The sequence below is a fragment of the Bradyrhizobium sp. UNPA324 genome, assembly GCF_006658635.1.
GTDB lineage: Bacteria > Pseudomonadota > Alphaproteobacteria > Rhizobiales > Xanthobacteraceae > Bradyrhizobium > Bradyrhizobium nanningense.
In genome coordinates, this window is record NZ_LFJD01000004.1 from 852,724 (window position 1) to 876,519 (window position 23,796).

At 64.5% G+C, this 23,796-nt stretch carries 21 protein-coding genes; 11 read left to right on the plus strand and 10 right to left on the minus strand.

Annotated elements, in window-relative coordinates:
* Positions 1 to 750, plus strand: a complete 750-nt coding sequence (queC, locus tag UNPA324_RS04085; protein WP_128921806.1) for a 7-cyano-7-deazaguanine synthase QueC — start codon at positions 1 to 3, stop codon at positions 748 to 750.
* Positions 751 to 953: 203 nt separating this feature from the next.
* On the opposite strand, the gene UNPA324_RS04090 is transcribed toward queC, so the two are convergent.
* Genes UNPA324_RS04090 through nthA form a run of 3 tightly spaced genes read right to left on the minus strand, consistent with a single transcriptional unit; the run spans position 954 to position 2,613 of the window.
* Positions 954 to 1,331, minus strand: a complete 378-nt coding sequence (locus UNPA324_RS04090; protein ID WP_164936554.1) for a nitrile hydratase accessory protein — start codon at positions 1,329 to 1,331, stop codon at positions 954 to 956.
* Positions 1,331 to 1,990, minus strand: coding sequence for a nitrile hydratase subunit beta (gene nthB / locus UNPA324_RS04095; RefSeq protein ID WP_128921804.1), 660 nt, complete (start codon positions 1,988 to 1,990; stop codon positions 1,331 to 1,333). Before nthB ends, UNPA324_RS04090 begins: the two co-directional genes overlap by 1 nt.
* Entirely contained in the window at positions 1,987 to 2,613 is a 627-nt protein-coding gene (gene nthA, locus UNPA324_RS04100) for a nitrile hydratase subunit alpha (RefSeq protein ID WP_128921803.1), read from the minus strand. Before nthA ends, nthB begins: the two co-directional genes overlap by 4 nt.
* 60 nt (positions 2,614 to 2,673) lie before the next feature.
* On the opposite strand from nthA, the gene UNPA324_RS04105 reads away from it, so the two are divergent.
* The 5 genes from UNPA324_RS04105 to UNPA324_RS04125 all read left to right on the plus strand — a co-directional run bounded on the left by UNPA324_RS04105 (position 2,674) and on the right by UNPA324_RS04125 (position 7,898).
* Positions 2,674 to 3,432 carry a PA4824 family protein gene (locus UNPA324_RS04105; protein ID WP_141933627.1) on the plus strand — a complete coding sequence of 253 codons (759 nt, stop codon included), beginning with the start codon at positions 2,674 to 2,676 and terminating at the stop codon, positions 3,430 to 3,432.
* A gap of 31 nt (positions 3,433 to 3,463) precedes the next feature.
* Positions 3,464 to 4,270, plus strand: a complete 807-nt coding sequence (locus tag UNPA324_RS04110; RefSeq protein WP_128921801.1) for an enoyl-CoA hydratase/isomerase family protein — start codon at positions 3,464 to 3,466, stop codon at positions 4,268 to 4,270.
* A gap of 111 nt (positions 4,271 to 4,381) precedes the next feature.
* On the plus strand, positions 4,382 to 5,854 hold the full coding sequence (locus tag UNPA324_RS04115; protein WP_141933629.1) for a DASS family sodium-coupled anion symporter: 1,473 nt from the start codon (positions 4,382 to 4,384) through the stop codon (positions 5,852 to 5,854).
* 252 nt (positions 5,855 to 6,106) lie between these two features.
* Entirely contained in the window at positions 6,107 to 7,243 is a 1,137-nt protein-coding gene (locus tag UNPA324_RS04120; protein ID WP_246667112.1) for a methionine ABC transporter ATP-binding protein, read from the plus strand.
* Positions 7,233 to 7,898, plus strand: a complete 666-nt coding sequence (locus UNPA324_RS04125) for a methionine ABC transporter permease (protein ID WP_141933630.1) — start codon at positions 7,233 to 7,235, stop codon at positions 7,896 to 7,898. The genes UNPA324_RS04120 and UNPA324_RS04125 overlap by 11 nt, the downstream gene beginning before the upstream one ends.
* Before the next feature lie 6 nt (positions 7,899 to 7,904).
* On the opposite strand, the gene UNPA324_RS04130 is transcribed toward UNPA324_RS04125, so the two are convergent.
* Positions 7,905 to 8,894: a helix-turn-helix domain-containing protein gene (locus tag UNPA324_RS04130; protein ID WP_141933632.1), complete on the minus strand. Its 990-nt coding sequence runs from the start codon at positions 8,892 to 8,894 to the stop codon at positions 7,905 to 7,907.
* Between the two features lie 174 nt (positions 8,895 to 9,068).
* Between UNPA324_RS04130 and UNPA324_RS04135 the strand changes: the two genes are divergently transcribed.
* The 5 genes from UNPA324_RS04135 (at position 9,069) to UNPA324_RS04155 (ending at position 17,116) form a co-directional block, all read left to right on the plus strand.
* Positions 9,069 to 10,265: a serine hydrolase domain-containing protein gene (locus tag UNPA324_RS04135; RefSeq protein ID WP_141933634.1), complete on the plus strand. Its 1,197-nt coding sequence runs from the start codon at positions 9,069 to 9,071 to the stop codon at positions 10,263 to 10,265.
* 15 nt (positions 10,266 to 10,280) lie between these two features.
* Positions 10,281 to 12,278: a primary-amine oxidase gene (locus tag UNPA324_RS04140; protein WP_141933636.1), complete on the plus strand. Its 1,998-nt coding sequence runs from the start codon at positions 10,281 to 10,283 to the stop codon at positions 12,276 to 12,278.
* A 350-nt stretch (positions 12,279 to 12,628) separates the two neighbouring features.
* Positions 12,629 to 14,866 carry a TonB-dependent siderophore receptor gene (locus UNPA324_RS04145; protein WP_502705447.1) on the plus strand — a complete coding sequence of 746 codons (2,238 nt, stop codon included), beginning with the start codon at positions 12,629 to 12,631 and terminating at the stop codon, positions 14,864 to 14,866.
* A gap of 56 nt (positions 14,867 to 14,922) precedes the next feature.
* The gene (gene fsrB / locus UNPA324_RS04150; RefSeq protein WP_141933640.1) at positions 14,923 to 16,212 is read left to right on the plus strand and encodes a siderophore utilization protein FsrB; all 1,290 of its coding nucleotides are present in this window, start codon (positions 14,923 to 14,925) and stop codon (positions 16,210 to 16,212) included.
* Between the two features lie 88 nt (positions 16,213 to 16,300).
* Positions 16,301 to 17,116 carry a hypothetical protein gene (locus UNPA324_RS04155; RefSeq protein WP_141933642.1) on the plus strand — a complete coding sequence of 272 codons (816 nt, stop codon included), beginning with the start codon at positions 16,301 to 16,303 and terminating at the stop codon, positions 17,114 to 17,116.
* 24 nt (positions 17,117 to 17,140) lie between these two features.
* On the opposite strand, the gene UNPA324_RS04160 is transcribed toward UNPA324_RS04155, so the two are convergent.
* The 6 genes from UNPA324_RS04160 to nosZ are packed head-to-tail and all read right to left on the minus strand — an operon-like array spanning position 17,141 to position 23,783.
* Positions 17,141 to 18,136: an FAD:protein FMN transferase gene (locus UNPA324_RS04160; protein WP_141933644.1), complete on the minus strand. Its 996-nt coding sequence runs from the start codon at positions 18,134 to 18,136 to the stop codon at positions 17,141 to 17,143.
* Positions 18,133 to 18,705 (minus strand): nitrous oxide reductase accessory protein NosL, encoded by a 573-nt coding sequence (locus UNPA324_RS04165; protein ID WP_141933647.1) that lies wholly within the window; start codon positions 18,703 to 18,705, stop codon positions 18,133 to 18,135. Before UNPA324_RS04165 ends, UNPA324_RS04160 begins: the two co-directional genes overlap by 4 nt.
* A complete protein-coding gene (locus tag UNPA324_RS04170; RefSeq protein ID WP_128921790.1) occupies positions 18,702 to 19,529 on the minus strand; it encodes an ABC transporter permease subunit in 828 nt (275 codons plus the stop codon). Before UNPA324_RS04170 ends, UNPA324_RS04165 begins: the two co-directional genes overlap by 4 nt.
* Entirely contained in the window at positions 19,526 to 20,446 is a 921-nt protein-coding gene (locus UNPA324_RS04175; RefSeq protein ID WP_141933649.1) for an ABC transporter ATP-binding protein, read from the minus strand. Before UNPA324_RS04175 ends, UNPA324_RS04170 begins: the two co-directional genes overlap by 4 nt.
* A complete protein-coding gene (locus UNPA324_RS04180) occupies positions 20,443 to 21,783 on the minus strand; it encodes a nitrous oxide reductase family maturation protein NosD (protein WP_141938686.1) in 1,341 nt (446 codons plus the stop codon). The genes UNPA324_RS04175 and UNPA324_RS04180 overlap by 4 nt, the downstream gene beginning before the upstream one ends.
* A gap of 53 nt (positions 21,784 to 21,836) precedes the next feature.
* Positions 21,837 to 23,783 carry a TAT-dependent nitrous-oxide reductase gene (nosZ, locus tag UNPA324_RS04185; protein ID WP_128921788.1) on the minus strand — a complete coding sequence of 649 codons (1,947 nt, stop codon included), beginning with the start codon at positions 23,781 to 23,783 and terminating at the stop codon, positions 21,837 to 21,839.
* Between the last annotated feature and the right edge of the window lie 13 nt (positions 23,784 to 23,796).

A 23,796-nucleotide genomic window follows, 5' to 3' on the forward strand; every position in this document is an offset into this window, starting at 1 on the left:
ATGAGCGATACATTTTCATCGGAAACTGCGCTGGTGCTGTTTTCCGGCGGTCAGGATTCCACCACCTGCCTTGCCTGGGCGCTCAGCCGCTTTGCGCGCGTGGAGACGCTGGGGTTCGACTACGGCCAGCGCCACGCCATCGAGCTGGCCTGCCGCGAGCGGCTGTTCGACGGCGTCAAGGGCCTGCGCGCGGATTGGGCCGCAAAGCTCGGCGACAGCCATACCCTGTCGATCCCGACGCTGGCGGCGGTGTCAGAGACCGCGCTGACCCGCGACGTCGAGATTGCGATGGGCGCCGACGGCCTGCCGAACACCTTCGTGCCCGGCCGCAACCTCGTGTTCCTGACCTTTGCGGCGGCGCTGGCCTATCGGCGCGGCATCACCCACATCGTCGGCGGCATGTGCGAGACGGATTACTCCGGCTATCCCGATTGCCGCGACGAAACCATCCGCGCCATGCAGACGGCGCTCTCGCTCGGCATGGCGAGGAAGTTTGAGCTCCATACGCCCTTGATGTGGATCGACAAGGCCGCGACATGGAAGCTCGCGCAGGATCTCGGCGGCGAGGGGCTGGTCGACCTCATCCGTGAGCACTCCCACACCTGCTACCTCGGCGAACGCGGCGCGCAGCACGATTGGGGCTACGGCTGCGGCGAGTGCCCGGCGTGCAGCCTGCGGGCGAAGGGATGGCGGGAGTTCGTGGCGGGGCGAGGCCATACGTTCGGTGTCATCACCCGCGAAGGCGGGTGATCCAGTATCCCAGAGACCATGCTTGAGCCGAGAAGCCGCGGCGTACTGGGTCGCCCGGTCAAGCCGGGCGACGACGGAGGATAGAGCTCGTTCTCTCTCAACGCGTCGTTGCGAGGAGCTCTTGCGACGAAGCAATCCAGACTGCCGCCGCAGAGAGATTCTGGATTGCTTCGCTGCGCTCGCAATGACGGGTGGAGCGCGAGCTAGCCAAAATCCTCCGGCCGAAGCTCAATCGGCTTGCCGTGCGGGGTGCGATCCGCCGCGTGGTCCCAGGCATCGCGATAGCGGTGCAGCGTGTCCATCGAGGCGACGCCTTTGCGTGCGACCAAGCCTTCCAGCGTGGCGAGCCAGTGCAGATAGTAGGTCTCGCCCGTATCAGGATCGCCGGCGGCCTGCGCGCGCTTGATCTCGGAGGCCAGGCTTGCTGCCCATTCGGGCCAGGTGAACACGCCGCGCTCGTGCAGCGTCAACGCCATGGCGAACGCATGCGCTTCCCAGGGCGCGCGGAACACCGGGCCGTCGTCATCGCGTGGAATACTCGGAATGGCCGCCGTTGCGACCGCCGCTGCCGTGCTGCTCATCACGCCGGATCCAGATACGGCTCGAAGGCGTCGATCGAGACCTTCAGGGTCGGATCGCCGTCATCGCCCCAGAGGTCGCGGCCTTCGAACACGACGGTGTAAAGCCACTGCGGATGTTCGCCGCGCTCCATCGCCGCCGTGTCCGGAAACACGTGGCAGCCATGGTTGAGCTCGACGACACCGACATGGCCGCGCACGTAGCGCGGCAGCCTTGTATGCGTGGCCGGATGGATGTTCTTGGCGCGCACGCGGTCGCCGATCTTGAACCTGGCAGGCGCCGGGGCAGGGCGGGCGAACTTGCCGCGCACCATCACGCGCTCGACATTGGCGAGATCGAACTTGCCGTGCTTGAGCGCCTTTGCGGGCTGCATCGCATGGCCGGCGGCGACCTCCTCTCGCGTGAGGTAGCCCTTCTCGATCAGCATCTCCTCGAGCCCGAGAAACCATTTCTTGTAATAGGAGCTCGACAGATACACGTCTGGCGGCAACGTCTCGCGATAGTAGCGCGAGGTGTCGATATTGAAGGCGCCGGCCGCGCCCATCGCGCGTACCATCGCGAGCACACGCGACTCCCATTCCTCGTGGAACATCGGCTCGTTCGGCTCGGGCTCGACCTTGCCGAACCCGTCCATGCCGCCCATGTCGTGCACGCCGTTCATGACGGTGCTCCCGGCGTCTTGGGAAAGCCGGTGCCGATCATGGAATCGCGCGTGACGAGCTCGGCGAGCTGTTCCTCGCTCCATCCCTCGGTACCCGCAGGCCGCATTGGCAGCACCAGGAAGCGCGTTTCGGCGGTGGAATCCCATACCCGGATTTCCATCTCCTTGGGCAGGGTGACGTCGAAATCTGCGAGCACGCCGCGCGGATCTTTCACCGCACGCGAGCGGTAGGGTGCGGCCTTGTACCAGACCGGTGGCAGCCCCAGCATTTCCCAGGGGTAGCAGGAGCACAGCGTGCACACGACCATGTTGTGGCGCTCGGGTGTGTTCTCGACCACGACGAGATGGTCGCCGACGCGGCTGACATGGCCGAGCGTGCCGATCGCCTTGCTGCCATCCTCCAGCAGTGCCTTCTTGAAGGCCGGATCGCTCCAGGCCTTGGCGACGACGCACGCGCCGTTGTGCGGTCCGATCTTGGTCTCGTAGGCCTGGATGATGGCGTCGAGCGCGGCCGGTTCGACATAGCCCTTTTCCGTCAAAATCGTCTCGAGCGCGCGCACGCGCAGCTCGGTCTCCGACAGCTCGGAATGGTCGTGATCGTGGTCGTGATGATGCTCGCTCATGACGCGAAGATAGTCCCAGAATCCGGGCCTTGTCGAGGAAGACTCTGCTAACATCCAGCCATGGGCTGGGCTGCACGAACCGGAATAATTGTCGCAATTGCGGCTCTTGTGACATTCGCGGCGCGTGATGCGCGCGCTGCGAATGGCGCCTATGCGGTCGATGCCGCCGACATCTCCGAGGTCGGCTCCTGCAAGGTCGAGAGCTGGATGTCGACTGCTTCCAATACGGATTTCCTGGCGGTCGCCAATCCCTCCTGCGTGGTCGACCCCTTCCGGCCGATCGAGCTGAGCCTCCAGACCATCCGCGCCCGCAGCGATGGCGACTGGACCACGACGATAGCTCCCAAAGCCAAAACGAACTTCATCCCGACCGGGGTGGGGCGATGGGGATTGTCGGCTTATGGCGGGGGATCGTTCGACGTGGCGACCGGCGAGGCGCTGTCCGCCTTTGCGGTCATCCCCGCGACCTTTCGCCTGTCGGAGACGATGCGCATCAACGTGAACGGCGGCTGGCTCTGGGATCGCACCGTGGATCGCCATTACCTGACCTATGGCGTCGGGTTCGACTGGAAGTTCACCGACACGCTGCAATGGACCATCGAGGCCTATGGCCAGGCTGGCGCGTCCGAGGTCGCGAGCGTTGTGCAACCGCGCTTGCAGACCGGTGTACGCTACCGGCCGAACGAGATATTTTCCGTCGACGTGATCTACGGCCGCAACATCGGCGGCGAGAACGCCAACTGGATCACGATCGGGACGACGATCCGGTTTCCGGTTCGCGGCGGCGAGCCGGAGCACCGGCGCACTGGGCATTTGTGATCAAGAGCAACAAGAACAGGGGAGACTTCCGTTGGCCAATTACGTGGCGATCGAGAAAGGTCATGGGCCGGAAGGGCGGATCGCGATCGTGCGGTTCGACCGGGGCGATGGCATCAACGCGCTGTCGCCCGAGGCGCTGCGGCAGCTCACCGCGGCCGCGCGGAGCTTCGAAGACGATGCAGCGACTTCCGTCGTGGTTCTGACCGGCAGCACAAGCGCATTCAGCGCCGGCTTCGACTTGAAAGACGCCGAGGGCCGCTCGCGCAAGGAGATGGATCTCGGCACGCTGCGCCGGCATCTCAAGCTCGGGCCGCGCCTCACACACGCTTGGCAGGAGATGGAGCAGATCACGATCGGGGCGATCGAGGGGTTTTGCGTCGGCGGCGGTGTCGCGCTCGCCGTGGCACTCGACTTCCGCGTGATGGGGCACGATGCCCACTTGCGCGTGCCCGAGATCGGGCTCGGCATGAACATGAGCTGGCAGAGCATTCCGCGCATGCTGCACCTGATCGGACCCGCCCGCACCAAGCAGGCGGTGATCCTGGCCGATCAGCGCATCTCGGCGGATGAGGCCTATGAGTGGGGCCTGGTGGAACAGGTGACTGATCCCGGCCATGCCTTCGATGCCGCCATGGAGCTCGCCCGCAAGGTCGCCGCGCAGCCGCCGCTCTCGGTTGCGATGACGAAGCTCACCGTCAACCGGCTCGCGCATGCGCTGGACGATCTCGCCAGCCACATGGACGTCGACCAGTTCGCGCTCGCCAGTTTCAGCGAAGACCACAAGGAGGGCGTCGAAGCGTTCCTGGGGCGCCGCAAGCCGCGCTTCAAGGGGCGGTAGATTGATGCCAGGCCATTGATCGCAGCCCCGACAGTCCGTATACGCCGCACTGGGACAAAGCAGGCTCGGCCAACGAGCCGCATCATGCGACGACATTCGAGAGGAGGGCCCATGACCGCCAATTCGCAGGCGCCTGAGGCGAAAGGGTTTCGCTGGAAACTGGTGGCACCGCTGGCGGTGTGGCTGGTGATCTATCTGTGGCCGGCGCCCTCGGGGCTCAACGTCAATCAATGGCACTATTTCGCGGTGTTCGCGGCCGTCATCACCGGACTCATCCTGGAATCGATGCCGGTCGGCGCGGTCGGCTTCATCGGCCTGACGGTCGCCGGTATCAGCGGCTATATCGATCCCAATCCGACCAAGTCGCTGCGCTGGATGCTGGCAGGCTTTGCCGAAAGCACGGTCTGGTTGATCGTTGGCGCCTTCGTGTTCTCGATCGGCTATCGCAAGAGCCAGCTCGGCCGGCGCATCGCGCTGGTGCTGGTGAAGCGCCTTGGCCGCAACACGCTCGGCCTCGGCTATGCGGTGGCGATGTCGGACTTCCTGCTTGCGCCGGCAACGCCGTCGAACACCGCGCGCAGCGGCGGCATCGTCTATCCCATCATCAGCAACATCCCGCGCATCTACGGCTCCGAGCCGGGACCGACCGCCGGCAGGATCGGCACCTATGTGATGTGGACGGCCTTTGCCGCGACCGCCGTCACAAGCTCGCTGTTCTTCACGGCGCTCGCGCCCAACGCGGCGGCGCTGGCGATCGCCAGGAAGACGGTCGGGGTCGAGGTCAGCTGGGGCCAGTGGTTTCTCGGCTTCGCGCCGCTCGGCATCCTGCTGATGGTGCTCGTGCCGCTGCTCAGCTATCTGGTGTGCCGGCCCGAGGTGAAGCGCAGCCCGGAGATTTCCGACTGGGCGGCGAAAGAACTCCAGACGATGGGCCCGATGTCGCGCAACGAGTGGATCATGCTCGGCCTGATCGCGCTTGCGATGTTCCTGTGGATCGCGGGGTCGAGCCCGGACATTCATGTGCCCGTGCTCGGCTCGAACTTCGTCAACGCGACCACCGTTGTGTTCATCGTGATCTCCTTGATGCTGGTGACCGGCGTGATCGAGTTTGCCGATATCGTCAGCGAGAAGAGCGCCTGGGAGGTGTTCTTCTATTTCACCTCGCTGCTGACGCTGGCCTCTGGCCTCAACGAGATCGGCTTCATCAAATGGTTCGCGACCGAATACGCAAAGCCGCTCGCCGGGCTGTCCCCGTCGACCGCGATGCTGCTCCTGGTCGCGCTGTTCTTCTGGATCCATTATTTCTTCTCGAGCATTACCTCGCATGCCGCCGCGGTGCTGCCCGTCGTGCTCGCGGTCGGATCGGGCATCCCCGATCTGCCGGTCACGACCCTCGCCATGCTCTGCATGTACTCGCTCGGCCTGATGGGCGTGATCTCGCCTTACGCGACCGGACCCGCGCCGATGTATTTCGGCAGCGGCTATATCGGGAAGGGCCAGTTCTGGGGCTTTGGTCTGATCTTCGGGCTGCTCTACTTCGCCGGGCTTCTGCTGATCGTGTTGCCCTGGCTGCAGATGGGATGAGCCGGGCGGGAGGCTGATACGCCCTGGCGAAGGAATATTCTTCTCCGGGGAAGGATTGGGAAAACTTCGTCCAACTCCTCGCAAATATCTGACATTGCAAGACAGGCCCGAAAGGGCGATGGTGCGTGCTGCGGTGCAGTGCGTTCCATTCCGAGCCCTCACCGCTGTTCCACCCCCGTCGCTGGATGCGATCTGGTTCCCTTACGCCCGGGGCGTGCGGCAACCCAATTATTGTGCATGAAGGCCGTTTCCATGAATGCCCACCAATCGCTCGCGATCGGACAGCCGATCGAGAGGTTCGAAGCGATTTCGCGTGCTGCCGTCGAGTCGGAGGCGATGGTCCGTTTCGCCGGCATCTCGAAGACCTATCCGGCTTACCGCGGCAAGCCCGGGGTCAACGCGCTTGAGAATATCGATTTCGCGATACCACGCGGTTCCATCACTGGCGTGATCGGCCGCTCCGGCGCCGGCAAGTCGAGTCTGGTCCGGCTCATCAATGGGCTAGAGAAGCCGACCACCGGACATGTCATCGTGGATGGCCGCGATATCTCGGCGCTGGCGGGCCGCGAGTTGCGGCTGGCGCAACGCTCGATCGGCATGATCTTCCAGCATTTCAACCTGCTGTCCTCGCGCACCGCGGCCGACAACATTGCGCTGCCGCTGGAGATCGCCGGCTGGGCCAAGGCCGACATCAAGACGCGCGTGGCCGAACTGCTCGCGCTCGTCGGCATTGCCGACAAGCATGACCGCTATCCGTCGGAACTCTCCGGCGGTCAGAAGCAGCGCGTCGGCATCGTCCGCGCGCTGGCGACCCGGCCGAGCGTGCTCTTGTCGGACGAGGCGACCTCCGCGCTCGATCCGCAGACCACGCGCGCGATCCTCGATCTGCTCGCGAACATCAACCGCGAGCTCGGCGTGACCATCGTGCTGATCACCCACGAAATGTCCGTGGTGCGCCAGCTTGCCAAGGAAGTCGTCGTGCTCGATGCCGGCCGCGTCGTCGAGAGCGGCCATGTCGCCGACATCTTCACCCACCCGAAGCATCCGATCACGCAGTCCTTCCTGGCCGAGGTGATCGGCGACAGCTTGCCGGTCTCGCTGGCGAGCCGGATCGTGGCGGAGCCATCTGCCGGCGGGCAGGCCGTGATCCGCCTCCAGGTGCGCGGAGCGGGGGCCGGCGACACGCTGGTCGTCCGGCTCGCCCGCGAGCTCGGCCTCGACGTGTCGCTGCTGTCGGCCCGCATCGACGAGATCGGCGGCCAGCATGTCGGCTCGCTCGTTCTCGGCATTCCTCTCGGTAGTTCTGGCCGTGACGACGCGGCGACGCGGACGCTGGCCTTTCTGTCTCAACATCAATTCCCGGCGGAGCATCTCGGCTATGTCGCCTGAACTCATCAACCTGATCGTCCAGGCCACCTTCGAAACCCTGTACATGGTCGGCATCGCGGCGCTGCTCGGCACCGTCTTCGGCCTGCCGCTCGGTGTCTTCCTCGCCACCAGCCGGAAGGGGGAGCTGTTCGCGGCCCCGCTTGTCAACCGCGTGCTCGGGATCATCGTCAATGCGACGCGCTCCACCCCCTTCATCATCCTGGTCGTCGCCATCATCCCGTTCACGCGCCTCGTTGCCGGCACCTCGATCGGATCGACCGCGGCGATCGTACCGCTGACGATCGCGTCCGCGCCGTTCATCGCGCGCTTGGTCGAAGCTGCGATCCGCGAGGTCGATGGCGGCCTGATCGAGACCGCGTCTTCATTCGGGGCCTCGCCGCTTCAGATCGTGTTCAAGGTGCTGATCCCCGAGGCGCTGCCGGGACTTCTGCTGGCGCTGACGCTCGCAGTGGTCAGCCTGCTCGGCTATTCCGCGATGGTCGGCGCGGTCGGCGGCGGCGGCCTCGGCGATCTCGGCATCCGCTACGGCTACCAGCGCTTCATGCCGGAGATGATGCTGGCGGTTGTCGTCGTGCTGATTGCGCTGGTGCAACTCGTCCAGAGCGCGGGCGACTACCTGGCGCGGCGGGTCAACCGCCGGCTGCGGCAGCACTGAGCCGGATCACGCGGCACGCCTTGCCCGCCGCAGCGTCTCCGAGGGCTTTTCGGAGAAGTGGCGCTTGTAGTCGAGCGAGAATTGGCTGAAGTGCCAGAATCCGTGCTGCACGGCGATGTCGTAAACGGAGGAATCCGTGCCGCCGGCGCGCTTGAGGTCACGCCGCACGCGATTCAGCCGCATCGCGCGCCAATAATGCATCGGGCTCGTACCCAGAACCTCCTGGAAGCAATAGCCGAGCTTGCGCGGGCTCGCGCCCGCCGCCTTGCAGACCTCCAGCAGCGACAGCGAACGATCGCCGTTGCCGTGCATCAGCTCGCGCGCGCGATCGACGGTGCGTTTGCGCGCACTTGCGCTGCGACCGGGATCGCTGGGGCGTGCGGTCGGCAACATGTCCATGATCTCGACGAGGAGGGCGTCTTCCAGCGCCTGCCGGGCCACCGGATCATTGAACCCTTCGGGGGCGGTCGCGATCATCTCTTGAATCGCGGCAAGATGCGCGCGCAGCCGCGCGACCGGCGCTTCCGCCATCTCGATCACCCGCAATTGGTGCCAGACTGCACGCGGCAATTCGATATCGAGCCGGGCGGCAAGCTCCGCGATTAGCATCGTGCTGGCAACGATGCCACGCAGCTCGAACGCCCTCGGCGTGCACATGTCGATCTCGGCGTCGATGCTGGCGAGCACTCGCGCGCCGCTGGCTCTGGTCCCGTTGCAGCTGACCTCACCGTCGCCGTGCCAAGGCAGGCCGATGCCAAAGCTGTCAGCGCCCAGCTGCCCATATTGGCGGACCTGCTGGCTGGTGATTTCCCGGAACACCTCGAGGTGGGGCAGGGACAGTTGCGTAAAGCTGCCTCGAAACGCGCCGGCGCTGATCTGGTCATAGCTCAGTCGCCAGCGGCCGAGACCGGCGCAATGCTCATCGACATCCGTGCTGCTCGCCTGAAGCAGGCAGACAGCCGAGTCTTGAATCTGAGAATCTGCGCCTAAGACCATGACGATATGTCGAAATTGACCTGCCGAAACCCGCAAGAATTGCGCCAAGACTGGCACGCCCCGTGCCCGAGTCCAGCAAAATATTGCCGGATCTCGATAACGCCTGATGGCGCCGCGGTGCAGGCTTCGCTCCAGCCGTTCCGACCTCCGGTTGGAATGCTTGCGGAGGACCGAATGCGACCAACCGATGTGATGCGCGGCAGCCCGCCAGCGCCCGAGGCCCAGGTGACGCGCGCCAATTGGCGCAGCTTTCCCGCGATACGCTGGGGCTTCACCCATACCCGCGAAGTGCTGCCGACCGCGGAGATCCGACGTTCGTCACAGCCGACGCCCATACTGAATGCACCGCGCGAGCTGTCGAAGCTCGACTTTGCCGCGCCTGGCGGCAAGTCGACGACGATCGAGGCCACGCTGCGAGAGACCTTTGGCGATGCACTGCTGGTCATGCATCGGGGCACGCTGATCCACGAATGGTACGGCGACGGCATGAGCAGGACAACGCCGCATCTGATCTGCTCGATCAGCAAGGCGATCGCCGGCACGCTCGGCGGCGTGCTTACCGCGCGCGGATTGCTCGATCCCGAGGCGAGGGTGGTGCGCTACGTGCCGGAGCTCGAGAACTCCGCTTACGGCGGCTGCACCGTCCGCAATCTCCTCGACATGGCCGTCGCCATCAAGTTCGAGGAGGATTACGAGGCCCCCGCCGGCGACGTCGTGCGCTATCGCTTTTCCTCCGGCTGGGATGTGCCGCCCCCAGGCGTCGACCCCGGCCACCAGCGCGCCTATCTCACCACGTTGCGCGGCACCGGCAAGCCACACGGCAAGGTGTTCCACTACGTCTCGCCCAATACCGAAGTGCTCGGCTGGGTCTATGAGCGCGCCTGCGGCATGCCCTACCAGCGCATCCTCTCCGAATATCTCTGGCAGCCGATGGGCGCGGAGGAGGACGGCTCGCTGACACTCGACAGCCACGGCATGGGCCGCATCGCCGGCGGCCTTTCCTTCACGGCGCGCGATCTCATCCGCTTCGGCGAGATGATCCGTTGCCGCGGCGTCGTCCAGGGACGACAGGTGGTGCCGGGCTGGTGGATCGACGACATCCGCGAGAACGGCGATCCCCAGGCTTGGGCCGACGGCGACCTCGCCGAATTCTTCCCGGGCGCGCGCTACCGCAGCAAATGGTTCACGATCGATCCGTCGCGCAACGCGATGATCGCGATCGGCATCCACGGCCAGCATCTTTATGTCGATTGGGACTCCGACACCGTCATCGTCAAGCTCGCCACGCAGCCGAAGGCGATGGACGTGCCGATCGACAAGCGCTGGTTCGCCGCCTTCAACGCCATCACTGCGCATCTCACCCCGCGCTGAATTCTGGACTGCCTCATGCTCGATATCGTCACCTCCGAATCGTCAGCGCAAGTTGCCGCGCCGCATCCGCTCGATCCGCTGACAGCCGAAGAGATCGCCGCAGCCTGCACACTCGTGCGTGCCGCCGCAAGCTCGGTGGAGAACTGCCGCTTCCCGACGGTCCGCCTGGAGGAGCCGACCAAGCAGGAGCTGGCGGCCGGCGGAGCAGGGCGCCGCGCCTTCGTGCTGACGCTCGATGTGGCCACCGGCGAGGCGATCGAGCACATCGTCGATCTCGGCCGCAACGAGATCATCGCGCGCAAAATCATTCCGAACCGCGAAGCGCCCTATGGGCAGCCGCCGGTGATGCTGGAAGAGTTCTTCAAATGCGAGGCCGTGGTGAAGGCCGACCCCGGCTGGCGTGCGGCGATGATCCGGCGCGGGCTCTCCGACCAGGACATCGCGCTGGTCCAGGTCGATCCGTTCTCGTCGGGTTTCTTCGACAAGGAGTTCGAGCGCGGGGCCCGCATCGTGCGGGCCGTCAGTTATTTTCGCGAGCATCTTCAAGACAACGGCTATGCGCACCCGATCGAGGGTGTGGTCGCCGTGGTCGACCTGATCGGCGGCAAGGTCATTGATCTCACCGACGAGAGCCCAATCGTCCCGATCCCGCGCAAGAAGCGGAATTACGGCGCGCATGAGGTCGAAAACCCGCGCACCGACATCAAGCCGTTGCATATCGAGCAGCCGGAGGGGGCAAGCTTCAAGGTCGATGGCTGGAAGGTCGACTGGCAGAAATGGAGTTTTCGCGTTGGCTTCACCCCGCGCGAAGGGCTGGTGCTGCATCAGCTTGCTTATCAGGATGGCGTGCGCAAGCGCTCGCTGATCCATCGCGCCAGCGTCACCGAGATGGTGGTGCCTTACGCCGACCCGAACGCGAACCATTTCTGGAAGTCGGCGTTCGATGCCGGCGAATACGGCCTTGGCATGCTCGCCAATGCGCTCAAGCTCGGCTGCGACTGCCTCGGCAACATCCATTATTTCGACGTCCCGGCCGCCGACAGCAAGGGCGAGCCCTTCGTCATGCAGAACGCCATCTGCATGCATGAAGAAGACTATGGAATTGCCTGGAAGCACTACGAGTTCCGCAATGACCTGTTCGAGGTCCGAAGGTCGCGGCGGCTCGTGATCTCGTTCTTTGCGACCGTGGGTAACTACGACTACGGCTTCTACTGGTACCTCTACCAGGACGGCACGATCCAGTTGGAGACCAAGCTCACCGGCATCATCCAGACCGCCGCCGTGCAGCCGGGCGAGACTTACAAATGGGGCGGCATGGTCGAGGACAATCTGGGCGGCCCGACGCATCAGCATTTCTTCAACGTGCGCCTGCACATGGACCTCGACGGCGGCGGCAACACGGTGACGGAGCACGACTTCGTGCCGCGGCCCTGGGGCCACGACAATCCACACGGCAACGTCTTCGACGTCACCACGCGTGTGCTCTCGCGCGAGCGTGACGCAGCAGCGATCGCCAACGGGGAGACCGGCCGGTTCTGGAAGATCAGCAATCCCAACGAGACCAACTCGGTCGGCAATGCTCCCGCCTATAAGCTCGTGGTCAATCCGAGCCCGCTGATGCTGGCGCAGGAGGGCAGCTACGTACGCAGTCGCGGCGGCTTTGCCACGAAGCATGTCTGGGTGACCGCGTTCGACGCGAGCGAAAAATACGCCAGCGGTGACTATCCCAATGTCCATGCCGGCGGTGATGGCCTGCCGCGCTACGCCGCGCAGAACCGGAACATCGAGAATGCCGACATCGTGGTGTGGCACTCGTTCGGCCATACCCACGTCTGCAAGCCCGAGGACTTTCCGGTTATGCCGGTCGAATATGCCGGCTTCATGCTGAAGCCGACCGGATTCTTTGCGGCCAATGCGGCCGGAGACATTCCGCCGGATCGCAACAGTCGCAGCGTGCTGGCGGGAGAGAGCAATGCTCGCAACGAATCGTGCTGTCGCGCCGGGAAGACTTAAGGCCTCGCGGTAACAAGCCGATTATTTCCGAGCATTGCCCAAGAGTGAGGGAGTGTTTCTATCTGGAAGCATTCCAAATGCGGAAGCATCGAGATGGCCGTGACCGGTGCCTCTCATGCAAGTGCCGCGCGGCATCGTAGGGGCTCATTCGACATGAGCGCATTGGTCGCACCTGCTGCGCACATCTCTGGAGAAATTCTAACGTCGTTCCTATCGCACTCCGAAACCGCCTGAGTTACGGCGGGACATCAAGAACGATACCGGCAAAGCCGGCAGTGCGTGGGGCCTCGAAAGACGTGACCGACTTCCAACTTTGTTTGCGTGGCAACACGCGTTCTCGACACATCCAGATGCTTTTCCTCGGGGCGGTCGGCACGGTCTCCCTCGTTCCCTTGGGTCCCGTGGAGGCCCAGACGCAAATTCCCACTGTCACCGTCGATGCGCCAGTCCAGCGTGCCCGACCTGCGGCGACCGCTCCGTCGCGAAGTGCGGCGACGCGCACCTCGCGCGCCAATCGCCGCTCTCCGGCGCAGCAGGCCGCGCCAACCCAATCGGCATCATCGAATGGCGCGACGGCCGAACGCGCCAACGGTGCTGTGCGCGGTTTCGTGGCCACACGGAGCGGCACCGCCAGCAAGACGGATACGCCGCTGATCGAAACCCCGCAGTCGGTGTCCGTCGTCACCACCGACCAGGTCAGGAACCAGGGCGCGGTCTCGATCGGCGAGGCACTGCGCTACACCGCCGGTGTCAGCGGTGACGTCAATGGCGGTTCTGATACCCGCTTCGGCGCGCTCCAGATCCGCGGCTTTGACACGACCATGTCGGGCCTCTACATCGATGGCCTGCGGATCCCCTCGAGCAATTACGTGCATTTCAACGGCCTCGATCCCTATGGCGCCGAGCGCCTCGAGATTCTCAAGGGACCGTCATCGGCGATGTATGGCGGCAGCGGCACCGGCGGCATCCTCAACTACGTGACCAAGCTGCCGACCGCGCAGCAATTCGGCGAGGTCTCGATCTCCGGCGGCAGCTTCAACCGCTACCAAGGTCAGTTCGACATGGGTGGCCCCGCCAACAAGGAGGGCACGGTGCTGTGGCGCCTCACCGGCGTCGTGCGCGACGGCGAAACCCAGGTCGACTTCACCAAGGACAACCGCGTCTTCATTGCGCCTGCAGTTACCTTTAAGCCGAACGAGGACACCACCATCGCCCTGCTCGCCAACTACCAGCGCGATCGGGCAGGGTGGGGCCTGCAATTCCTGCCGGCCTCGGGCACGGTGTGGCCGAACAACGGCCGCACCATCCCGGTCTCGTTCTTCGCGGGCGTGCCGAGCTTCAATGCGTTCAACACCGAGATCGCAACCGCCGGTTATCAGTTGTCGCACACTTTCACCGACAACATCACGTTCCGGCAAAACCTGCGCTACGCCTATCAGCACAACGAGGAAAAGACCTTCTACGGCACCGGATACACCGACGAGGCGGCGGGGCAGCTGGGTCGTTTCGGCAGCTACAGCAACTCCTACATCAACTCCTTCGCGGTGGACAACCAGCTCCAGGGCAAGTTCGTAACCGGAATCCTCAGCCATACCACGCTGGTCGGGCTCGACTATCGCAACACCACGTTCCGCGACACCGCCTTTGCCGTCACGACGTCGTCGCCGGAGATCAACGTCTTCAATCCGGTCTACAGCTACGACTGGACTATGGGTGACATATACGACAACAAGGGCGTGAAGCAGTCGCAGCTCGGCCTTTACGCGCAGGATCAGATCAAGCTCGGCCGGCTCTCGTTCCAGCTCGCCGGCCGCCAGGACTTCGTGACGACGCAGGTCGATACTGATGTCGTCACCCCAACGTCGGTCACGAAGGATGCCTCGGCCTTCACCGGCCGCGCCGCGGTCATGTACAATTTCGACAACGGCATCGCCCCGTATTTCAGCTATTCGGAGTCGTTCCTGCCGGTGCTCGCGACCGGTCCGTCCGGGCAGTTGCTCAATCCTGAGACCGGCGTGCAGTATGAGGTGGGCGTCAAGTACCAGCCGCTCGGCTGGAACGCCCTGTTCACCTTCGCGGCCTTCGATCTCACGCGCGACAATGTCGTCGTCTATGTGCCCGCAACGACCTATTCCGAACAGACCGGGCAGGTGAAGTCGCGTGGCATCGAGCTCGAAGGCTCGATGTCGCTCGCCGACGGCTGGAACCTGCGGGCCGCCTATGCCTATGTCGATGCCATGGTCACGCAGGATCCGGTCAATGTCGGCAAGGCGCCGGTCACCGTGCCGCTCAACCGCGCGTCGCTGTGGAGCGACTACACGCTTCAGACCGGGCCAATGGCAGGCTTGCAGTTCGGCGGCGGCGTTCGCTATGTCGGCGCGACCTGGGGCGATGATGCCAACACGTTCAAGGTGGGATCGGCCACGGTGCTCGACGCGCTCCTTGCCTACACCAGGGACAATTGGCGTCTGTCGCTGAACGTCACCAACCTCGCCGACACGCGCTATGTCGCCGCCTGCTACGGCCTGTCGGGCTGCATGTATGCCGAGGGACGGAAAGCCATCGGCAAGCTGACGTACCGCTGGTGAATTCGAATACGGTTCGGCAATGGGGAGCCGGATCTACTGGATGAGAGTGGAAGACGATGAGGGCGATATTCGGCAGGCTGCATCGGTGGGCGGGATTGCTCACGGCCGGATTCCTGTTCTTCTCCGGCATCACAGGCGCGATCATCTCCTGGGATCACGAGATCGACGAGGTCCTGAACAACCATTTGTTCGACGTCACCAGCAAGGGCCCCGCGATTCCCTCGATCGAGCTCGCCAAGATGATCGAGCAGCGCGATCCCCGCGCGCGTGTGGTCTACCTCTTCATGACGCCGGAGGAGGGCCATTCGCTGTGGTTCTTCGTCATGCCGAGGATCGATCCGTCGACCGGCAAGCGTTACGCGCTCGACTTTAATCAGGTCTTTCTCGATCCGAACACCGGCGCGGAGCTTGGCCGGCGCTATTGGGGCGCGGTCTGGCCGGTGACGCGGGAGAATTTCGTCTCCTTTCTCTACAAGCTGCACTACACGATGCACATCCCGGAGTTCTGGGGCAGCGACCGCTGGGGCATGCGCGTGCTCGGCGTGATCGCCATCATCTGGACTATCGATTGCTTCGTCGGCTTCTATCTGACGTTGCCCTCGCGCAGGCGCGCCAAGGCGGCGCGGGCACCTGAAGTCACGCGTCAGCTCGCGCGTGGCTTCTGGGCGCGCTGGGCACCAGCCTGGATCATCAAGACCTCGGGCAGCGCCTACCGGATCAATTTCGACATTCATCGCGCCTTCAGCCTGTGGACCTGGGGCGTGCTCTTCGTGATCGCCTTCACGGCGTTTTCGCTGAACCTCTATTTCGAGGTGTTCTCGCCGCTGATGAAGATGGTGTCGAATTATACGCCGACGCCCTATGAGCAGCGGCCGTATCGCGATCTCGACGATCCCATCGAGCCCAAGATCAGCTTCGCCGAGATCGCCGCGCGCGCTTCGGCCGACGGCAAGGCGCGAGGCTGGACGATCCCGGTTGGCTCGATCAATTACGGCCCGGCTCATGGCGTCTATGCCGCCGCCTTCTTCCACCCTGGCGACGATCACGGCGCCGGCGGCGTCGGCCCGGCGCAGCTCTATTACGACAGCGAGGACGGACGCCCGATCGGTGAACGGCTGCCCTGGGTCGGCACCGCCGCCGATATCTTCGTCCAGGCACAGTTCCCGCTGCATTCGGGCCGCATCGTCGGACTGTTCGGCCGCATCCTGATCTCGATCATGGGGCTCGTGGTCGCCGCGCTCTCGGTCACCGGCATCGTGATCTGGTGGCGCAAGCGCCGTGCCCGGGTCCGCGTCCGCGAGACCGCGGCCGTGCGCCTGAGCCGGCAGCTCACGCCGGCGGAGTAGGGCGCTGGAACGCGGTCGTCGCGGATGAACCTTCCCGCCTCTCCGCGGCACAAAGATGGGAGATCGCGCCCCATTCCCCGGACATCGAATGAAATCGCTTGCCTTGCTCGGCCTGCTCGTCCTGGCGACGCCCATTCATGCGGCGACGCCGGAGCAGCACTATCTCGACCTGCGCGATCGCTACATCGCAAAATTCTCGACGGCCAAGGAGAGCGACGAGATCTACAAGCAGCATGACGCGGCACTGAACGAGCTGGCAGGCGTGCTGAGCGGCCTGGTCGGACCGGTCACGATCAAGGGGCTTCCCGTGGACGGCAAGTCGAACGCCGACACGCTGTTCAAGGGTGATTCAGGCTTCGGCCATCTCGACGGTCTCGGGTTCGCCTCCGAAGGCGACAGGAGGCAGGCCGTGGTGACCACAACGGGGCTGCTCAAGCACTGGCTCGGCGAGCACCGCGAGGACGGCATGCCGCAAGAGATCGCCGCGGCCTTCAAGTCCGACCGCTTCTACTATCAAGCGATCCAGGACTCGGCCTTCGCCAAATATGCGGAGCTGCCGATCATCAAGCCGGCATCTGCGAGGGCCGCGGCCGCGGTGCTGGGGGTGCGCGGCAACGGCGATCTGAAAGCGCCGCCGCATGAGATCGACGTCGTCGCGATAAAGGGCGACAAGGTCTTCTTCCTCGCCGACACCGACGCCGTGAAGACGGCAGAGATTCCGGCCTGCGAGAAAGTCTGGAAGCAGATGATGGTCCGGAAAACGCCGCAGGACGCCATGGCCAGGGAAGACCAGGCGATGGAGGCCTACACGAAGTGCTTCGCCAAGGAAGCGCCGAGCCAGAGCTGGTACGCAGCGGCCGTGAAGAAGGCGCAGAGCCAGCTGGAGCTGCTGCTGTCGCGATAGTGCGTCCCGAGCGCCTTATCCCGACTACGCCGACAATTCGACCGGCTTGCCGGCCTCATCGATCAGGTGCACGCGATCGACGTCGACACGCGGCAACAACGATCGAATCTCATCTTCCGGCATCAGGCTGAACGCCGTCGACAAGGCGTCCGCGGCGGTCGCGCTGCGGGACACGGTCGTCACGCTGCGATAGCGGAGCGCGCAGCCGCCCGATTTGGGATCGAACAGGTGGTTGAAGCGGGCCTTGGCGTCGAACTGGCAGCCGTAGCCGCCCGAGGTGGACACGGCGCGGTCGATGATCGGCAGCACGGTTTTCGTCTGGCCCACAATGTCGGGATCGGCGATGCCGACGTCCCAGGGGCGTCCGTCCGGACGCGCGCCGATCGCCCGGGCTTCGCCCATATCGACCAGGCTGTGAGAGACGCCGTGCGCCCGCAGCAGGTCGACCACCTTGTCCGTGACGTAGCCTTGCGCGATCCCGTTCAGGGTGATGACCATGCCCTTGGGCATCACGATGCGGTCGCGGCTGACCGACAGCCGGTGGCTGCCGACGCGCGCAACCGCAGCCCCGATCTCGGTTGCCACAGGACCGGCCGGATCGGCGTCATCGCGCGCGAAGTGGTTGGCATAGAGCTCCCACAGCGGCTGCACCGTGACGTCGAACAGGCCGCCCGTCAGCGTGGAATAGTGTTGCGAGGTCGAGAGCAGATCGACCATTTCGGCGGCGGGATCGATCAGGACACCCGTCCGGTTCAGCGCGACCAGCGCGGACTCGTCGAGGTAAAGACTGAACAGCCGCTCGAGCCGCCGCGCCTCGGCGCAGGCCAGCGCGATCAGCCGTTCCGCCCGGCTGCGATCCTCGCCGTGGATTTCCATCGTCGCGACCGCGCCCAGCATCGTGCCACGCCAGGTCACCGGCGCGACCTCCGCACGAACGGGATGTCCCGCGGACAGCGCGCCGAGGCTAGCGGCCGCCGCGCTGATACGGATGAAGCGTCGGCGCGTCAGGGTTCGCGTCATGGCGTCCTCCTCGGTCGTTCGCCCGGCGGGCCTTCCGCCGTCTCGTCAGCCGCAACAGCGTCGCCGGCATTCGCCGACGCCAGGACATAGTCCCGCGGCACCTCGTCGAAGCCGACGATCCTGCCGCCGTTCTCACCGGCGAACTTCTCCGCCGCCGCCCGGTCCGAGAACGGAACGGCCTCGTCTCCGCCCATGCCGCTCCTGACCCGGCTCTCGATCACGAACAGCGCCTTGCGGGCCTCGATCCAATTGTCGGCGCCGGGCTTGTCCCAGTCGGGCGCCTTGCCCATGTCGGACACGTAGATCGCCAAAATGTCTTTGGGTTCGTCCGGCAGCATGGTGAAGGCGATGGTGTCGCGTACCGACGAGAACCACACCGGCTCCATCAGGCTCGCGGCAAAGATGTGGCCCTTCGGTCCCGGATGCTCGAGCACGTTCATGCCGCAGTAATGACCGATGTCTTCGGCGGTCATCCGATGCGGCGGCGGGATCTTCGCGACCTGCTTGTCGTTGCAGCCGGCTAGCGCCAGCGGCACGAGCAAGGCGAGCAGGATCGTTCGGCGCCTCATAGCTCCCTCCGCGAGAAGGCGAGCGCGGCCAGCCCCAGCGGCAGCAGCGTCCAGCCGAGCAGGGCGGCCAGCAGGACCGGTATCGTCAGGGACGTGGTTTGGGCAAGGCCGGCCATACCGGCGAAGGTGCTGACATTGGCAAAGCCGGTCAGGTTGATCAGCCGGTAGGCGTCGGTCGGATTCGACAGCAGCATGGCGTTGAGCACGGCGGCCGAGATGCTGCGGCCCTGATCGAGCGCGAGCACGCCCAGCAGCGCCATGTCGTAGATCAGCACCAGCAGCAGCCACAATCCGATGCAAATGCCAGCTGCCGTCCCGCGGTCGCGCACGAGCGCGCTGACCAGATATCCAATCGCCACGAAAGCGGCGCCGAGCAGCACCGAGGAGCCCACCATCGCCGCGAACGCCAGCAGGCTATCGCTATCGATCTGGCTGCCCGTCGCCGCGAGCGCGCCGACCGCCGCGCCGTAGCCGAGGCAGGTCGCGAAGGCGAGGACGGCGAGGTGGCCGAGGAACTTGCCGAGCAGCACCTGCCATCGCGCGACCGGATAGCTCAGCAGCAACACCATCGTTCCCCGTTCCATCTCGCCGACGATGGCATCGTGCGAGATCAGAAGTGCGATGAGCGGAACGAGAAAGATCGTCAGGCTCGACAGGCTGACGACAACGACGTCCAGCGTGCGAACGCCCACGTTCCCGGTCGGCGCGCTGCCGAGAAAGGTCAGGGACAAAGCGAGCCCGGCTAGCAGGAGCGTTGCGGCAAGCACCCAGCGATTGCGAATGGCCTGGTGGATTTCCTTGGCAGCGATGATCAGGACGTTCATGGCGCCTGCTCCGATTGCCGAAGAAAGTGAGCGTAGAGCTCGTCGAGGGTCGGCGGAACCACGTCGACGTCCTCGACGGCATTGCCGGCGGCCGTGGCGCGATGCAGCAGCTCGATCTTCCGCTCCGGTGCGGCGTCGATCTCGACGATGTGGCCGTTCAAGCGGCGGCAGGTGGTGTCTTGCGGAGCCCAGCCGGGCATCTCGCTCGGAGCAAGGCCAGCCACCTTGAGACGGATCCTGGTGGGCAGCCGGGCGAGATGACGCAGCTCGTCGATCGATCCGTCCGCAACCTTGATACCGCGGTTCATGATGATGACCCGGCCGGCGCGCTCCTCAAGTTCGGTCAGCGCATGCGACGACAGCAGCACGGTCGCGCCGCCGGCGGCGAGCCGCGCGATGATGTCGTAGAAGGTCTGCCGGAGCTCCGGATCGAGGCCGGTGGTCGGTTCGTCCAGCAGCAGCACGCGGGGCTGGCCAAGCAGCGCCTGCGCGAGCCCCAGCCGCTGACGCATGCCCTTCGAATAGGTGCTGACCCGGCGGCGGCTCGCGGCGCCCAGCCCGACGGCATCGAGCAGCTCCAGCGCCTTGGCAACCGGCTCTCGCTTCAGCCTGGCGTAGAAGGCCTGCGTCTCGCGGCCGGTGAGGGCAGGGTCGAAGGAGACGTTTTCCGGCAGGTAGCCGAGCTGGCGTCGGCCCGCGAATTCGCCGGCGGCGGGATTGTCGCCGAGAACCTCGATGGCGCCCTTGCTGGGCCGGATCAGCCCCAGCATGAGCTTCATCAGCGTGGTCTTGCCGGCGCCGTTGTGGCCGATCAAGGCCACGAGCTCGCCCTGGCCAAGCGTGAACGAGGCATCGCGCACGGCCTCGACGCGGCCATAGGTCTTGGTGACATCACTGACGCATACCGTGCTGGTCATCGCGTCTCCTTCGGCGCAGGGCTCCGCGGCGGCGACACCAGGGGATGGCTGTCGACCACGCCGCCCGGCAGCAGCGCCGGAAACTGCGCCTGCGCCCAGCGGATCACCTGGACGGCAGGGCTGTTGATCAGGACCTTCGCGGCGGGCGCCGTCCACAGCACGCGGTCGATGAGGTCGTTCGGCCGGTACGCCGTGTCGGCAATTCCGTCGCCGTTCAGGTCGAATGCCGGATTATCGCTCCAGTAATTGCCGCGCCCGCCGATCGACCAGTCGAGGTGCCGGGTGCCGACATATTTCACCTGGTTGGCATTGCTGACGAAGGCATTGCCCGTGATTTCATTGCCTTCGGAGCCGGCCGTGAAGTGCACGCCGATGGCGCAGCGTTCGAACCAGTTGTTGCGGAATTTGTTGTGGTTGGTGTTGTAGATGAACACGCATTTCTCCGGGCCGCTCCTGAGAGCACTCTCCCGTTTCGGCTGCGGAAGCATGCCTTTCTCGTCGTCGGGGCTGTCTTCAGTGTTCTGTGTCGTCGGGGTCAGCGGGCCGCCCATAACGCGGTTTTCCTCGATCTGGGCATAGTTCGCGTAGTTGAAGAGAAAGCCATAATCTCGATCGTGATCGGACGAGTTGTGGCGGATCACGAGACGGTTTGAATACATGATGGCGTAACCGACATGGTTGCCGATCGAGACGTTGCCGCTGACTTCGCTGTCGTTGGTGTACATGTAGTGGACCGCGAAGCGAACCTGCTCGAAGCGATTGTCGACGAAGCGGTCCTTGCTGCTCGAGATCGAGAAGATGCCGTCGCGGCCGTAGCGGAACATGTTGTTGGCGATGGTGACGTCGGGCGCATTCCACAGCGAAACGCCGTTGCCCGCTTCGCTGAGACGTCCCCCGCGCAGTCCCTCGATCTCGTTGTGGACGACCCGTGAGCCCCTGGCGCCATGCACATAGACGCCGAACAGGTTTCCCACCAGCCGGTTGTCCTCGATCGTCGCGCGCTCGGCCGTCTTCTGCAGGAAGATCCCGGAATTCATCGCCTGCAGATCGTGGCCGGATGCCCGGATGGTCAAACCGCGGATGGTGACGTCGGGCGCGCTGACGGTGATGACGTTGCCGGAGTCGTCGCCGTCGAGCACTGCGACGCGACTCCCGACCAGCTGCAGGGGACGGTCGATCCGGATCGAACCGTGATAGTCCCCGGGGGCGAGCTCGATAACGTCGCCGGCACGCGCGCCATCCAGCACTGCTTGCAGCGACTGGCCAGGCGCAGCCGTCAACGTCTCCGCACTGGCGAAGCCGGGCAACCCGGCGGCGACCAGCGCCGCCGGAAACATGCGTAACAATGGACCCACGAGGTCGCTCCGATCAGACCGACTTCAAACCGACTTCAAACCGATTTGGGCTCGACGAACATCCGGCCCTTCATTTCCATGTGCATGGCGTGGCAGAACCAGGAACAATAGTACCAGTAGACGCCCGCTTTGTCGGCCTTGAAGGTCACGGACGCGGTGGCCATCGGCGCGACTTCCATCTGGATGCCGTAGTTCACGATACAGAAGCCGTGCGTCAAATCCTCGACGGCGTCGATATTCGTGATGAAGACGGTGACCTCGTCGCCTTGCTTGACCTGGAACTGTTCGAGGCCGAACGCCGGCGCGGTCGACGTCATGTAGACGCGCACCTTGTTGCCGTCGCGAATGACCTTTGAATCCGCCTCCAGATTGATGCCGTCGGCCTTGGCCTGCTTGACCGCATCGGCGAACATCGGATCCGCGCGGTCCCAGATCGAGATCGGGTTGATCTTGGAGCGGTGGACGATGGTCGCGTCATGCGGCTCGGCGAAGCTCGGGCCGTCATGCACCAGCTTCATCTGATCGCCCGAAATGTCGATCAGCTGATCGTTTTCGGGCTTGAGCGGCCCGACGTTCAGGAAGCGGTCCTTCGAGAACTTGTTCAGCGAGATGAGCCATTTTCCATCCGCCTCCTTGGTCTGTCCCATCGAGGAATGGTTGTGACCCGGCTGATAATGCACGTCGAGCTTTTGGATGATGGGGTTGACCTTCTCACCCTTGAAGGCCCGCTTGGCGAGGTCGATGTTCCATTTGCAGATCTGGCTGTCGAGGAACAGGGTCGTGTAGGCGTTGCCCTTGCCGTCATAGGCGGTGTGCAGCGGGCCAAGCCCGAGCTCGGGCTCCGCGACGACGACGTCGCGCGGCTTGATCTTGTCGTCGAACAGATCGTCGAATTTGCGGACGTCCATCACGGTCACGGTGGGCGAGAGCTTTCCGGCCGCCACGATGTGGATGCCGTCGGGAGCCGTGTTCATGCCGTGCGGGTTGTTCGAGACCGGAACGTAGCGGGTGTAGGCCGATCCCTTGCGGCCGTCGATCACGGGCACACCGTTCATTTCCTTGAAGTCGCCCTTCTTCACGGCCTCTTCGATCCGCTTGATGTTGAAGATGACGACCCAGTCCTGTTCGCTGGCGGTCATCTCCGCCAGAGTGACGCCTTCCTCACCGTTGTAGCAGGTCGAGAAAGCGTATTTGCCCTGGTAGTCAGCGTCGACGTTATCGAGATTGCCGCTGACGATCACCTGCCAGGCCACCTTCATCGTGTCGCCGTCGATCGCGCTGAGCATCGAACGGTATTGCTTGGGATCGTCGAGGACCTTGCCGTCGTTGGGCAGGGGAACCCCATCCTCGCCGTTGGCGAACACATAACCGGTGCGCGGATATTTCTGCACCCGCAAACCGTGGACGGTATGCTGGTTCGGCAGCTCGATGATCTTGTCGCACTTCATGACGTCGAGCCGCACCCGCGCCACGCGGGTGTTGGCCTTGTCGTTCATGAAGGCGTAGCGCCCGTCATAGGTGCCATCGGTAAAAGAGATATGCGGGTGGTGGAGATCGCCGTTCACGAACGTACCGCCGCGGTTCTTGAGGAACTCGCGCGTCGCAGGCTGCAGCCCCTCGGTCAGGACCTTGATGCTTTCGTTGGTCAGGCCCCAGCCGGTTGCGCTGCAACGGTTGAATACCGGAACACGCATCAATTCACGCATTGACGGCAGGCCGACGATCCGCATCTCACCAGTCTGGCCGCTCGAGAAGAACACGTAATATTCGTCGAGCTCGCCGGGCGCGACCTCGGTCTTCTGCACGGCCGGCCGTGCGGCCGGCGCCTTCGGTGCAGCATTCTTGGTCTGCGCGTCCGCCGTCGAGACGAAGCCGCCGTCCTTCATCGCCGCGCCGCCGGCCAGGCCCACGCCCGCCGCGGCCGCCGTCGTTCCCAGCACCGTTCGTCGGCTGACGCCCTTTGCCTTATCGTTCTCGCTCATGATTGCCTCCTCG